The 14,681-nt window shown below is 46.6% G+C and carries 9 protein-coding genes and 1 pseudogene; 7 read left to right on the top strand and 3 right to left on the bottom strand.

What is annotated here, in order from left to right; all coding sequences use genetic code 11:
• The first annotated feature begins 77 nt into the window (after positions 1 to 77).
• The 5 genes from OCV77_RS14070 to OCV77_RS14050 are packed head-to-tail and all read left to right on the top strand — an operon-like array spanning position 78 to position 5,110.
• Complete coding sequence (locus OCV77_RS14070) at positions 78 to 1,064, top strand: ABC transporter ATP-binding protein (RefSeq protein WP_262575625.1); 987 nt, start codon at positions 78 to 80, stop codon at positions 1,062 to 1,064.
• Complete coding sequence (locus OCV77_RS14065; protein WP_262575624.1) at positions 1,054 to 2,079, top strand: ABC transporter ATP-binding protein; 1,026 nt, start codon at positions 1,054 to 1,056, stop codon at positions 2,077 to 2,079. The genes OCV77_RS14070 and OCV77_RS14065 overlap by 11 nt, the downstream gene beginning before the upstream one ends.
• The gene (locus OCV77_RS14060) at positions 2,076 to 3,023 is read left to right on the top strand and encodes an ABC transporter permease (RefSeq protein ID WP_118797272.1); all 948 of its coding nucleotides are present in this window, start codon (positions 2,076 to 2,078) and stop codon (positions 3,021 to 3,023) included. Before OCV77_RS14065 ends, OCV77_RS14060 begins: the two co-directional genes overlap by 4 nt.
• Positions 3,024 to 3,033: 10 nt before the next feature.
• The gene (locus OCV77_RS14055) at positions 3,034 to 3,936 is read left to right on the top strand and encodes an ABC transporter permease (protein WP_262575623.1); all 903 of its coding nucleotides are present in this window, start codon (positions 3,034 to 3,036) and stop codon (positions 3,934 to 3,936) included.
• Between the two features lie 25 nt (positions 3,937 to 3,961).
• On the top strand, positions 3,962 to 5,110 hold the full coding sequence (locus tag OCV77_RS14050) for an amidohydrolase (RefSeq protein ID WP_262575622.1): 1,149 nt from the start codon (positions 3,962 to 3,964) through the stop codon (positions 5,108 to 5,110).
• Between the two features lie 17 nt (positions 5,111 to 5,127).
• On the opposite strand, the gene OCV77_RS14045 is transcribed toward OCV77_RS14050, so the two are convergent.
• Together OCV77_RS14045 and OCV77_RS14040 are read right to left on the bottom strand one after the other, a co-directional pair.
• Complete coding sequence (locus OCV77_RS14045) at positions 5,128 to 6,576, bottom strand: nicotinate phosphoribosyltransferase (RefSeq protein WP_262575621.1); 1,449 nt, start codon at positions 6,574 to 6,576, stop codon at positions 5,128 to 5,130.
• 25 nt (positions 6,577 to 6,601) lie between these two features.
• Positions 6,602 to 7,849, bottom strand: coding sequence for a GNAT family N-acetyltransferase (locus OCV77_RS14040; RefSeq protein WP_262575620.1), 1,248 nt, complete (start codon positions 7,847 to 7,849; stop codon positions 6,602 to 6,604).
• Positions 7,850 to 8,376: 527 nt separating this feature from the next.
• Here OCV77_RS14040 and ileS point away from each other — a divergent pair.
• Together ileS and OCV77_RS14030 are read left to right on the top strand one after the other, a co-directional pair.
• On the top strand, positions 8,377 to 11,532 hold the full coding sequence (gene ileS / locus OCV77_RS14035; protein ID WP_262575619.1) for an isoleucine--tRNA ligase: 3,156 nt from the start codon (positions 8,377 to 8,379) through the stop codon (positions 11,530 to 11,532).
• A 183-nt stretch (positions 11,533 to 11,715) separates the two neighbouring features.
• Positions 11,716 to 14,196 carry a glycogen/starch/alpha-glucan phosphorylase gene (locus OCV77_RS14030; protein WP_118797277.1) on the top strand — a complete coding sequence of 827 codons (2,481 nt, stop codon included), beginning with the start codon at positions 11,716 to 11,718 and terminating at the stop codon, positions 14,194 to 14,196.
• A gap of 279 nt (positions 14,197 to 14,475) precedes the next feature.
• Here the strand turns inward: OCV77_RS14030 and OCV77_RS14025 are convergent.
• A pseudogene (locus OCV77_RS14025) lies at positions 14,476 to 14,681 on the bottom strand (PD-(D/E)XK nuclease family transposase); the annotation flags it as partial.

Below are 14,681 nucleotides of genomic sequence, written 5' to 3'. Positions count from 1 at the left end.
AGAAAGGCAGGAATTCAGATACCGCAGGCCGGGAGACCGGTCTGTGGTATTATCCATATAAAGAGAGAGGAAACATCATGTCACATTTACTGGAGGTAGAGGGACTTACTACTGTATTTACAGGAGACTACGGGGAAACGACCAGTGTGGATCATGTCAGCTTTCATGTTGATGAAGGAGAAGTGGTCTGCATCGTTGGTGAGTCAGGTTGTGGAAAGAGCGTTACCAATCTGTCTGTTATGGGCCTTTTGTCAAGGGGCGGCAAAGTAACAGAAGGAAAGGTACTGTTTGAGGACAGAGATCTGTTAGCTATGACGGAAAAGGAACTGGATAAAATCCGAGGAGATCAGATGACCATGATCTTTCAGGATCCTTTAACTTCGCTGAATCCTGTATTTACAGTAGGTAACCAGATTATGGAAAGCCTTCAGATCCACAGAGGTCTTTCCAAAGATGAGGCCAGGAAACAGGCAGAAGAGCTTCTCTCAAGAGTTGGTATGCCGGATGCAAAGAGCACCATGAAAAAGTATCCCCATACACTGTCAGGAGGAATGCGTCAGCGTGTCATGATCGCCATGGCGCTTTCCTGTAAGCCGAAGCTCCTGATCGCAGATGAGCCGACGACAGCTCTTGATGTGACGATACAGGCACAGATTATGCAGCTTTTAAAGGAGCTGCAGAAGGAAAACAAAATGGCCATGATCCTGATCACCCATGACATCGGACTGGTAGCGCATATGGCAGACCGTGTCATCGTCATGTATGCAGGGCAGATCATTGAGGAGGCACCCGTGCGGGAGCTCTTCAGGCATCCAAAACATCCTTATACCAAAGCGCTTATGGACACGGTACCTACGATCCGGGACACGGCAGAACGACAGCTTAAGGCAATTCCCGGCATCGTACCGGAAAGCTACGACCATATTCCGGGCTGCCGTTTTGCAGATCGCTGCAGCTATCGCAGGCCGGAATGTGACAAGCCACAGGAAAATTATGAATTTGGCGACGGTCATATGGCGAGATGTATTGTAAGGAAGGAGGGAGGTATCCAGGATGAATCATAAACAAAGCGAAGAGAAGATGCCTCTGCTTCGGATTGAAAATTTGAAAAAATATTATCCAATTAAAGGCGGGATCATTACCCATACTACTGGCTATGTTAAGGCAGTGGACGGTGTCAGCTTCCAGATCTGTCAGGGAGAAACGCTTGGACTTGTGGGAGAATCAGGCTGTGGAAAATCCACCATAGGAAGGCAGCTTGTGGGACTTGAAAAGCCCACAGACGGGACGGTATATTATAAGGATCACGATCTTGGAAGGATGAACCGGAAGGATGTAAAGCCTTTTCGTACCAAGCTGCAGATGGTATTTCAGGATCCTTATTCATCCTTAAATCCAAGGAAGCATATTTATGAGATTCTGGCACAGCCCATGCTGTATCATGGGATCTCAACGAAAGCCAGTGTGGAAAAGGATATCCTGAACCTGCTCGATATGGTAGGGCTGCCAAGAAGTGTCCTTGGAAGATATCCGCACGAGTTTTCGGGAGGACAGCGGCAGCGTATCGGAATAGCCAAGGCACTTTCGCTGAATCCGGAGTTTATCGTCTGTGATGAGCCAGTCAGTGCCCTGGACGTATCTATCCAGGCACAGATCCTGAACCTGCTGCGCAGCCTGCAGAAGGAGCTTGGACTGACCCTTCTGTTTGTAGGTCATGGACTTGGCGCTGTCAATTATGTCAGCGACAGGATCGCAGTCATGTATCTTGGTAAGATCGTGGAAATGGGAGAGGCTAAGGAGATTTTCAATCATCCGGTACATCCCTATACGAGAGCTCTTCTTTCTGCAGTTCCGGTACCGGATCCGGATGAAAGGGAGGATGGAAGGAAGATCCTTATGGGAGAGGTGGGAAGCAGTATTGAACCTCCCACGGGCTGCAGGTTCCATCCAAGGTGTCCCTATGCCACAGATATCTGCAGACAGAGAGAGCCGGAGATGCAGGAAACATTACCAGGCAGTGGACATATGACAGCGTGTCCTATTGCTATGACAGAAGAAGGCAGGAGGGAAGAAGCATGACCAAATATATAATCAAGCGGATTCTGATTGCTATCCCGGTGCTGATTGGAATTACCATTATAGACTATGCCATCATGTGTCTGGCAGGAAGTCCTCTTGAAATGCTGAAGGGACCGAGGGTATCGGAAGCTGCAGTAGAGGCTAAAAAGATCGCCATGGGACTGGACAAACCCTTTTATATCCAGTATTTTGTATGGCTTTCACAGCTTCTTCACGGGAATATGGGTTATTCTGTAAAATCTTATCAGCCGGTTTTGGAAATGATCAGAAGCCATCTGGGACCGACCCTCCTGCTGATGGGAGTTTCCCTGGTCGTGAGCCTGATCCTTGCAGTGCCGGCAGGCATTTACAGTGCGATCCACCAGTATTCCAAAGGGGATTATGCAGTAGTGACTGCTTCCTTCCTTGGAAGCAGCATACCGGGATTTTTCCTGTCACTGCTCCTTATTTATATTTTTACAATCAAGCTGAAGCTCCTGCCCTCGAGTGGGATGATCACACTTGGTACAAAGGGTGGCGCAGCAGATGTGGCAAAGCATATGGTGATGCCGGTGATCGTTCTTGCCACATCCATGGCAGGAAGCAATATCCGTTATATCCGAAGTGCCGTACTGGAGATCCTGCAGCAGGATTATTTAAGGACAGCAAGAGCCAAGGGAATCGGAAGATTCCGTGTTATTTATAAGCATGCACTGAGAAATGCACTGGTGCCGATCGTAACGGTAATTGGCATGGAGATCCCCATGCTGTTTGGCGGTGCAGTTATCATAGAACAGGTATTTTCCTGGCCGGGACTTGGACTTATGACCATGAGTGCTATTATTGGAAGGGATTACCCCGTGATCATGGGTGTCTGCCTGCTTTCGGCAGTGGTTGTCCTCATCGCCAATCTGGTGACGGATATCCTGTATGCACTGGTAGATCCTACTATTTCACTGGATTAAGGAGGCAGCCATGAAAAAGAAAAAAGAAAAAAATCTGACAGAACATGGTATGCCGGAGAAGGATATAACCAGTGAGAGCTATCTGCAGACTGTCTTTCGTAGATTTAAAAAACATAAGCTCGGCATGATCAGCCTTATTGTATTTATCATTCTTGGACTGGCTGCTCTTTTCGCTCCTGTTCTTGCCCCCTATGATCCCAATGAGATCGCAGGATCCTTCAGCGGTGCACCGTCCAGGGAGTTTCTTCTTGGAACAGATCAGATCGGAAGGGATGTCCTGAGCAGACTTCTTTATGCCATGAGAATATCTCTGCTTGTCGGGATCATGGCAACACTGATCTCTACAGTGATCGGTGTGGTACTCGGTCTGATAGCAGGATATTTTGGCGGCGCCGCAGATATGGTGATCATGCGCTTTACAGATATGGTGATGTCTTTTCCCTATATTTTGCTTGTGCTGGTAGCGGCAGCGATCTTTAAGCCGGGACTTTGGAGTATTATACTGATCCTCGGCTTTGTAGACTGGCCGGGGATCGCAAGACTGGTCAGGGGAAATGTGCTGAATCTGCGGGAAACGAATTTTATCAAGGGAAATCTGGTGGCAGGCATGTCCTTAAAGCATATTCTGTTTTCGGAGATCCTGCCAAATACAGTGGCTCCGATCCTTGTCTATGCGACCTCGGTGCTGGCGTTGTCCATGCTGGATGAAGCAGCCTTAAGCTTTCTTGGCATGGGTGTACAGCCGCCGACAGCCAGCCTTGGTAATATGTTAAACGGAGCAGAATCACTGACTGTGCTGACAAAGCAGCCATGGCTCTGGGTTCCACCGGGACTCCTCATAGTGATCCTGGTTATGGCAATTAACTTTATTGGAGATGCTCTGCGGGATGCAGTGGATCCCAACAGTAAATAAAAATGTGATGCGAGGAAATATGCGTATGGAAGGCAAAGAACTGGAGAAGGAAGGGTTACAGCTCGGGCATGAATTACAGGAAGCCTTTTTCTGGTTTCACAGACATCCGGAGCTGTCCTATGAAGAATATCAGACAACAGAGAAGATAAGGGAGTTTTTGACAGAGCATGGGATCGGGATCATGGATTCAGAGCTGGAGACAGGACTTATCGCTGTGATCCATGGAGAGAGAGGGGGAGCTGTGCGGGCTCTTCGCTGCGATATTGATGCTCTCCCGATTCTTGAAGAGAGTGGTGTCCCTTATGCCTCTGAAATAAAGGGGAAAATGCATGCCTGTGGACACGATTTCCATATTACGGCAGGACTTGGCTGTGCTGTGCTTTTGCAGCAGAATAGGAAGGCGCTTGCCGGCACAGTAAAGATCATTTTCCAGCCGGCGGAGGAATCCGCCAGGGGAGCAGAGAAGATCACAGAAACAGATCTGATCGATGATGTGGAGCTGATCTGGGGCTTTCATGCCGATCCCACCAATCCGGTAGGAACTATTGGTATCCGGGAAGGCTATGTGGCAGCGGCTGCGGACCGTTTTCTGATCAAGATCACCGGAAAGGGATGTCACGGTGCGCATCCGGATACCGGTATTGATCCGATCCCTGCGGCTGCAGCAATGGTACAGGCGTTTCAGACAGTTGTGACAAGAAACAGTGATGCTTTTCATCCGACACTGATCAGTGTGACAAGGATAGAAGCAGGGAATACATGGAATGTGGTACCGGAAACAGCAGAATTAGAGGGGACGGTACGGACGATGAACAGGGAAGACCGGGTGCTTTTCGAAAGGAGACTTCGTGAGATCACGGAAATGACGGCGAAGGCTTATGGGGCATCAGCGGAATTTCAGTGGTATCCGGGTTCCCCGGCAGTCGTAAATGACCCGGCAATGGCGGGGGCTGCAGAAGAAACAGCAAAAAAACAGAGCTTTCTGATTGTGCCGGAAGAAAGCTCCATGGGTGGTGATGACTTCTCCTTCTATGAAGAGAAGCGGCCGGGGTGTTATATTAAGATCGGTACCGGTGTAGGAGAGGCCATCCATCAGCCGGGATTTAAGGTGGATCCGGAGATCCTCCTTCCGGCTGCAGAATATCTGATGGCGCTTTTTATGGAAAATGAGTAGGCTTTGAAGCTTTATTGTCAGCTCATCTGGTCAAGCAGCTCGATCTTGGTATCGTAGAGCTTTCTGGAAAGATCCACATAGACCTGATGAGGATTGACGAAACGCTTCGTCTCATCCCAAAGGGTATCCTGTTCCTTCATGCAATAGGAACGGATATCCATAACCCTGGGTGATTCGTAGCAGCATTTACCATCTTTGAATACAGGAACGAGCAGTTCTCTTAAAGTAAAGCTTCCGGCAGGGAGCTTTGTTTTTTTCCAGGGCTCGGAAGGATCGAAGAGAAGGAGCGGCTTATCCTCACGGAAGCTCTCATCAACAAGACAGATCAGATCTGCCTTGATCTTGCCGGTTTCCTTTTCGTAAACACGGTAAATCTTCTTGTTGCCGGGGTTGGTTACCTTCTCGCTGTTTTCAGAAAGCTTGATCTTTGGGATAAAACTGCCATCCTCACCCATAACGGCAGCCAGCTTGTAAACGCCGCCGAATGCCGGGTTATCCTTGGCGGTGATCAGATTGGTTCCAACACCCCAGGAGGTAATAGCGGCACCCTGCGCCTTCAGGGATTCGATCAGATATTCATCAAGGTCATTGGAAGCAGAGATCACAGCATCCGGGAAGCCTGCTTCGTCCAGCATCCTGCGGGCCTTCTTTGAGAGATAGGCAAGGTCGCCGCTGTCCAGACGGATCCCGTAGAAGGTAAGAGGAACACCAGCAGCTCTCATTTCCTGAAAGACACGGATGGCATTTGGAACACCGGATTTTAAGGTGTCGTAGGTATCCACTAACAGGATGCAGGCAGTCGGATACAGATCCGCATAGGTTTTAAAAGCGGTATATTCATCAGGAAAGCTCATGATCCAGCTGTGGGCATGGGTACCTTTCACAGGAACATCAAAAAGCTGTCCGCACAGAACGTTGGAGGTGCCGATACAGCCGCCGATCATGGCAGCTCTTGCACCATAAATACCGGCATCCGGACCCTGGGCACGGCGCAGGCCGAATTCCATAATGCCATCGCCCTTTGCGGCATAGCAGACCCGCGCAGCCTTGGTTGCGATCAGACTTTGATGATTGATGATATTCAGGATCGCAGTTTCTACAAGCTGGGCCTCCATGATGGGAGCGATCACCTTGACAAGGGGCTCTCTCGGGAAAATGACTGTTCCCTCCGGAATGGCATAAATATCACCCGAGAAACGGAAATCTGCCAGATAGTCGAGAAAATCCGCATCAAAAATACCAAGATCGGAAAGATAACGGATATCATGGTCGGAAAAGTGAAGATCCTTGATGTATTTTACGAGCTGCTCCAGTCCGGCGGCAATGGCATAACCGCCGTCACAGGGGTTGTTGCGGTAAAAGGCATCAAAGATAACAGTTTCGTTGCGGTCCTTGTGCTTGAAGTAGCCCTGCATCATGGTGAGCTCATAAAGATCAGTGAGCAGGGTCAGGTTTTGTCTGTCCATAAGCTTCTCCCTTCTGAGATATGGTTTAAAAGTAATCTGAAAAGTAGGGCTTCTCTACTGGAATCAGACGTTCCAGCCAGGTCAGCATATAATATTCTGTTTTGAGCTTTTCGTGGTCGTACAGATAGGTCGGTCTTTTGTATCCCATCATCATGGTAGTCAGGGTGTTGATGTTTAATTCTACGACATTGATGGACTGGTTATCCTCCACCTGCTCACAGCTGGTTTCCCCGTCATGCCAGGATACCATGTAGTCTCCTTCATTCCAGGGAGCCATTTCATCGTGGACCTTAAAATGGATCTTAAAGTCTTCCGGGGTTACCTGATAAGGAAAAGCTTTCAGAAAGTCCTTTACGTTGTTGATGCGTCCCATGATATAAGGGGCAATGGTTTCTGTGATTTCACTGTCCTCAAACAGATAAGCCATGGGTTCGCCGGAGAAATTGTTTCCCTTGACCTGGGTGATCATGGAAAAATGCGCACTGATATAATTCCAGAGTCCATAATTGGCTTCCAGGTTCAGATAGACCATTTCCTTAATATGGAAGATCTCGTTGGCAATATAGTAAGCAACATAGCCAAGAGGCTTATGCTCCCTGCTGTAGTAAACAGCAACGATCATATCATCATTGTCCCATCTCCAGTATTCTTCCCAGGAAAGGGTGTCACGGATCATACAGCCGTGCTGCTGAAAGGCAAAGTAGGAATGTACATTATGATAATCTTCTGAATCCAGACTGACACGTTCTACCATACCGGGAACCGGCCTTGCCTTGGGAAGCTGTACATCCTTTACATTGAAGGTAAGCTGGTCAGAGCAGATTTCCCAGCCCATTTTCCGGTAGAAGGGAATGGAGTAGGGACAGAGAAAGGAGAGTGGCATCTGTTGTTTGTTCATATAATCAAGCACCCGGCGCATGAGGGAGTGGATCAGGCCTCTTCCGGCATATTCCGGATAGGTTGCCACACCGGTGATACCGCCCATGTCCATAATGTTGTCATGGACATTGACCTGCATATGGTAGACAACGATCATGGAAGCCAGCCGGTCCTTATAGAACCAGCCGATGACATAGGCCTCCTCCAGGATGGGACGCTTGGCATATTTGATCTCATCCTGTGCCCAGCCGGTTTCAAACAGTTCCTTGGTTGTGACCTGGAAAGCGTACTGCAGCAGGGCATTGAACTGATCCAGATCTCCCTTGTCAAGCTCGCGCATTCGAAAGTCACCGTTTGTTTCCAGATAAATAGGGGTTTTGTTTTGATCCTGCATAATAACTATCCTTTTCTTGGCTTGCAACTTCAAACAGTTCCATTTTACAACAGGAAGAAGAAGCCGTCCATGGGATTTTTGGCTTTATGGCACAAAATGCGGTCTGCCTCTTGACAAATTCTGTTTTTATGGTGTAATTTGAAGAAGTACAGACCAAATGGCTATGACGAAGACAGTAGCTGATTTTTGAACATAACAGAGAGCCGGGGCAGGTGTGATCCGGTATCAGTAGAAGGTCAGTGAACATCACTTCTGAGCTGCAGACTGAAATTGGACATTTACAGTAGTGAACAGTATTTTTCAAAAGTAGGTTTTGCCGGTATCCTCCGTTAAGGGAAAACATATGAAACCATGAGCAGAAAGCTCTGGCGTGTATGGTGTAACAGGTGGTTAACGTGGAAAGATCCCGTCCTTTTACAGGACGGCTTTTTTATGTCCAGGGAAATTACTTCATAATGTTCTGGTGACATAAAAAGCCCTCTGGGCAGGATTCTTTCCTGTATTATAAACGAGGAAAGGAAAAGATCATGTATCAAAAAGTATCTACCGACTTGAATTTTGTCGACCGTGAAAAAGAAGTTGAAAAATTCTGGAAAGACAATGACATTTTCAAAAAGAGTATGGAAAACCGTAAGGAAGGACCGACGTATACCTTTTATGACGGTCCTCCGACTGCCAACGGAAAGCCCCATATCGGGCATGTGCTGACACGTGTTATCAAGGATATGATCCCCAGATACCGCACCATGAAGGGATATATGGTTCCCCGTAAGGCAGGCTGGGATACCCATGGCCTTCCGGTAGAGCTGGAGGTAGAGAAGCAGCTTGGTCTTGATGGTAAGGAGCAGATTGAAGAATACGGACTGGATCCCTTTATCCGGAAATGTAAGGAAAGTGTATGGAAATATAAGGGAATGTGGGAAGACTTTTCTGGAACCGTCGGCTTTTGGGCTGATATGGATGATCCCTATGTTACTTATCATGATGACTTTATTGAATCTGAATGGTGGGCATTGAAGCAGATCTGGGATAAGGGTCTTCTTTATAAGGGATTTAAGATCGTACCTTACTGCCCCAGATGTGGAACCCCTCTTTCCTCCCATGAGGTGGCACAGGGCTATAAAGCAGTTAAGGAACGGTCTGCAGTAGTACGTTTCAAGGTAAAGGGCGAGGATGCTTATTTCCTGGCATGGACAACAACTCCATGGACACTGCCCTCCAACGTGGCACTCTGCGTAAATCCGGATGAGACTTACTGCAAGGTAAAGGCAGCAGACGGCTATACCTATTATATGGCAGAGGCACTGCTTGACACTGTACTTGGCAGACTGGCAGAGGAAGGTAAGCCTGCTTATGAGGTACTTGAGACTTATAAAGGAAAGGATCTCGAATACAAGGAATACGAGCCGCTTTTTGCCTGTGCAGGAGAATGCGCAGAAAAGCAGCATAAGAAAGGTTTCTATGTAACCTGTGACAGCTATGTAACCATGACAGATGGTACCGGTATCGTTCATATCGCACCTGCTTTTGGTGAGGACGATGCACAGGTAGGACGTAAATATGATCTTCCTTTTGTACAGTTTGTAGACGGCAAGGGTGATCTGACAGCAGAGACTCCTTATGCAGGACTGTTTGTAAAGGATGCGGATCCCAAGGTACTCGCAGACCTTGATAAGGAAGGCAAGCTCTTCGATGCACCGAAGTTTGAACATGATTATCCGTTCTGCTGGAGATGTGATACTCCGCTGATCTATTATGCAAGAGAATCCTGGTTCATCAAGATGACAGCTGTCCGTGATGATCTGGTGCGCAATAACAAGACTGTAAACTGGATTCCGGAATCTATCGGAGAAGGACGTTTTGGCAACTGGCTTGAAAATATCCAGGACTGGGGCGTATCCCGTAACCGTTACTGGGGAACTCCTTTAAATATCTGGGAATGCGAAGGCTGTGGACATCAGGAATCCATTGGTTCCAGGGAAGAGCTATTTAAGCTTTCCGGTAATCCTGCAGCGAAGACGGTAGAGCTTCACAGACCTTACATTGATGAGATCACCTGCACCTGTCCTGAATGCGGTAAGACCATGAAGCGTGTACCGGAAGTAATTGACTGCTGGTTTGATTCAGGAGCAATGCCCTTTGCACAGCATCATTATCCATTTGAAAATAAGGATCTGTTTGAAGCACAGTTCCCGGCACAGTTTATTTCAGAAGCAGTAGACCAGACCCGTGGATGGTTTTATTCCCTGATGGCAGAATCCACGCTGCTGTTCAATAGGGCTCCGTATGAAAATGTTATCGTTCTCGGACATGTACAGGACGAAAACGGGCAGAAGATGAGTAAGAGTAAGGGAAATGCAGTAGATCCTTTTGATGCCCTGAAGACCTACGGTGCTGATGCGATCCGCTGGTATTTCTATATCAACTCCGCACCATGGCTTCCGAACCGTTTCCACGGCAAGGCTGTTATGGAAGGACAGCGTAAATTCCTCGGAACCCTCTGGAATACCTACGCATTCTTTATCCTGTATGCAAATATTGATAACTTTGATGCTACGAAATATACACTGGAGTATGATAAGCTCCCTGTTATGGATAAGTGGCTGCTGTCCAAGTTAAATACAGCGATCAAGGAGGTAGATGATCATCTGGATCATTACAGGATCCCTGAGGCTGCCAGAGTACTGGATAACTTTGTGGATGAGATGAGTAACTGGTATGTGCGCCGCTGCAGAGACCGTTTCTGGGCAAAGGGCATGGAACAGGATAAGATCAATGCCTACATGACACTGTATACAGCACTTGTTGAGATCTGTAAGTGTGCAGCACCCATGATCCCGTTCATGACAGAAGAAATCTATCAGAACATGGTATGCAGCATTGATAAGAACGCACCGGAAAGTATCCATCTGTGTGATTTCCCCGTGGCAGATGAGGCCATGATCGACAAGAAGCTGGAAGATAATATGGAAGAGGCTCTTGATATCGTAGTAATGGGCCGTGCCGCAAGAAATGCGGGAGCCATCAAGAACCGTCAGCCGATCGGAACCATGTATGTAAAGGCAGCCCATGAGCTGAATGATTATTTCAAGGCGATCATTGAGGATGAGCTGAATGTCAAGGAAGTAGTTTTCAAGGAAGATGTCAGTGACCTGACAAGCTACAGCTTTAAGCCTCAGCTCCGTACAGTAGGCCCTAAGTATGGCAAACAGCTTGGCAGCATCAAAAAGTATCTGGAAGAGATCGATGGAACGGAAGCCATGAAGCAGTTAAAGAGCGAGGGTGCTCTGAAGTTTACGGTAGACGGTACAGAGATTTCCCTGGCAGAAGAGGATCTGCTCATTGATGTGGCACAGAAGGAAGGCTTTGTAACCGAGGCTGACAATTATGTAACGGTTGTCCTTGATACCAACCTGACACCGGAGCTGATCGAAGAGGGATTTGTATACGAGCTGATCAGCAAGATCCAGACCATGCGTAAGGAATCCGGATTTGAAGTTATGGATCATATTCTGGTATCCTTAAATGGCAATGATAGGCTTTCTGAGATCGCAGCCAAGAATAAGGATACGATCTGCGGCAAGGTACTGGCTGAGGATATTGTATCCGGCAGGGAACTTTCTGTTTCCAAAGAGTGGAATGTCAATGGTGAAAAGGTAACCATCAGCATTGAAAAGCAGTAAATAAAAATGAAAAATGCTTCTTCTATGGAAAATCATCTATGGAAGGAGCATTTTTACATATATTTTACGGAACGGAAGAGCCAGAAACATGGGGTTTCCCTTGTGATTTGCATATGATTGTAGTATAATACAGATTGTGTATGTAAAAAGGTGGAAAAGTGATTTTAGGTGGAGGAGAAGAAAATGGCAAAAAAGACGGTACCGGTATCAGTTACTTTTGATAAGGACCTGTTTAAGAGAAGTGTCCTGTACAATATCAAGACACTGTACAGAAAGACACTGGAAGAGGCAACACCCCAGCAGGTATTTCAGGCAGTGGCCTATGCGATCAAGGATGCAGTAGTAGATAACTGGATGAGAACCCAGGAGGAATACGAGAAGCAGGATCCAAAGACAGTGTATTACCTTTCAATGGAATTTCTGATGGGTCGTGCCCTTGGAAATAATATTATCAATCTTCAGGCACAGAAGGAAGTAAAAGAAGCTCTTGATGAACTGGGACTGGATCTGAATGTGATCGAAGATCAGGAGCCTGATGCAGCTCTTGGAAACGGTGGACTTGGCCGTCTGGCAGCCTGCTTTCTTGATTCACTTGCAACACTTGGTTATGCAGCATATGGCTGTGGTATCAGATATCGTTATGGTATGTTCAAACAGGAGATCCGTGATGGCTATCAGGTAGAGGTTCCGGATAACTGGCTTGTTGATGGCAACCCTTTTGAACTGAGAAGACCGGAATATGCCAAGATTGTCAAGTTTGGCGGTTATGTAAATGTCCACATTGATGAGAATGGAAGAAGTAATTTTGTACAGGAAGGCTATCAGAGCGTAAAGGCGATCCCTTATGATCTTCCAATCGTTGGCTATGGTAATGGCATTGTAAATACCCTTCGTATCTGGGATGCTGAAGCAGTGGAGTGCTTCCAGCTGGATTCCTTTGACAAGGGTGATTATCAGAAGGCTGTTGAGCAGGAGAATCTGGCAAGAAACATTGTTGAGGTTCTTTATCCCAACGACAACCACTATGCTGGTAAGGAGCTTCGTCTGAAACAGCAGTATTTCTTTATTTCTGCATCTGTGCAGGAAGCAGTTTCCAAATATATGCGTAAGCACGACGATATCCGTAAGTTCTATGAAAAGGTTACCTTCCAGTTAAATGATACCCATCCTACGGTAGCGGTGGCAGAGCTGATGAGAATCCTGATGGATGAGTATTATCTGACGTGGGATGAGGCATGGGAAGTAACGACTAAGACCTGTGCTTATACCAACCATACGATCATGTCAGAAGCACTTGAGAAATGGCCCATCGAGCTGTTCTCAAGGCTCCTTCCAAGAGTATATCAGATCATTGAGGAGATCAACCGCAGATTTATCCTGAAGATTCAGGAGATGTATCCCGGTAATCAGGAAAAGATCCGCAAGATGGCAATCATCTATGACGGACAGGTAAAGATGGCACATCTTGCAATTGCAGCAGGCTACTCTGTTAACGGTGTGGCAAGACTGCACACAGAGATCCTGAAGCATCAGGAGTTGAAGGATTTCTACGAAATGATGCCTGAGAAGTTTAATAACAAGACAAACGGTATTACACAGAGACGTTTCCTTCTTCATGCAAATCCGCTGCTTGCTGACTGGGTTACTGCCCATGTGGGAAATGACTGGATCACAGATCTTCCGAAGATCAACAAGCTGAAGGTTTTTGCTGACGATGAAAAGTCACAGCAGGAATTTATGAATATCAAATATCAGAACAAGGTACGTCTTGCGAAGTACATTCTGGAACACAATGGTATCGAGGTTGATCCCCGCTCCATCTTTGATGTACAGGTAAAGAGACTGCATGAGTATAAGCGTCAGCTTCTGAATATCCTGCACGTTATGTATCTTTATAACCAGTTAAAGGATAATCCGGATATGGACTTCTATCCGAGAACCTTTATCTTTGGTGCGAAGGCAGCAGCAGGCTATTACAATGCCAAGATGACTATTAAGCTGATCAACTCTGTTGCAGATGTGGTTAACAATGATCCTGCGATCAACGGTAAGATCAAGGTAGTCTTCATTGAAAACTACAGAGTATCCAATGCGGAGATCATCTTTGCAGCAGCAGATGTATCCGAGCAGATCTCTACGGCAAGCAAGGAGGCATCCGGTACCGGTAATATGAAGTTTATGCTGAACGGAGCACTGACACTGGGAACCATGGATGGCGCCAATGTGGAGATCGTAGAAGAGGTTGGAAAGGAAAATGCCTTTATCTTCGGACTTTCTTCTGATGAAGTTATCAATTATGAAAACAATGGTGGTTATGATCCTACAGAGATCTTTAACAATGACCCTGACATCAGAAGGGTACTGATGCAGCTGATCAATGGAACCTATGCACCTGGGGATCCAGACAGATTCAGAACGCTGTATAACTCCCTGCTGAATACCTTAAGCACAGCCAAGGCAGATACTTACTTTATTCTGAAGGATTTCCGTTCTTATGCAGAAGCACAGAAGAAGGTAGAAGCAGCTTACAGAGATGAAAAAGGTTGGGCAAGAAGTGCCATCCTCAATGTAGCATGCAGTGGAAAGTTTACTTCCGACAGAACCATTCAGGAATATGTAGATGATATCTGGCATCTGGACAAGGTAGTACTTCCTAAGAAATGATCAGGACAGATAAAAAAGACATGAGCCCGGCAGAACGTACCTGCCGGGCTTGCTTGTTATGCAGAAGAGCCCATAGAGTCTGGGATCCCACATAATGAGAATTTTCAAATATATATAACGCAAAATATAAAAAATGTAAATATATTTTTAACATTACTATATTATATAATGCACAAAATGTCGAAGATTGTCAAGGATATATTGTGTAAATTTTCTAAAAAGATTATTTTTTTGAATAAATATGATGGAAATTCCTATGAACTGGACAAAACAGGCACCTTAAGAAGGAAGAACAGAAGAATTTCCGGATTCCAGCTCCCGGATCCTGGCCTGCAGTGCAGCAATGGTGGAATCCTTTTCAGCAATAGCAGCCTTCTGTAAGTCCACTTCCTTCTGCAGTTCGTCGATCATATATCTGACAGTATTCCTGTCCATTTCCCGTAATTCCTCAGAAAAGAAACCCATAACATTCTCCACATTCCGAC

Source organism: Suilimivivens aceti, from assembly GCF_025567405.1.
GTDB classification, from domain to species: Bacteria; Bacillota; Clostridia; order Lachnospirales; family Lachnospiraceae; genus Suilimivivens; species Suilimivivens aceti.
Note: the sequence above shows the minus strand (reverse complement) of the source record. Positions and strands in the feature narration are given on the sequence as shown.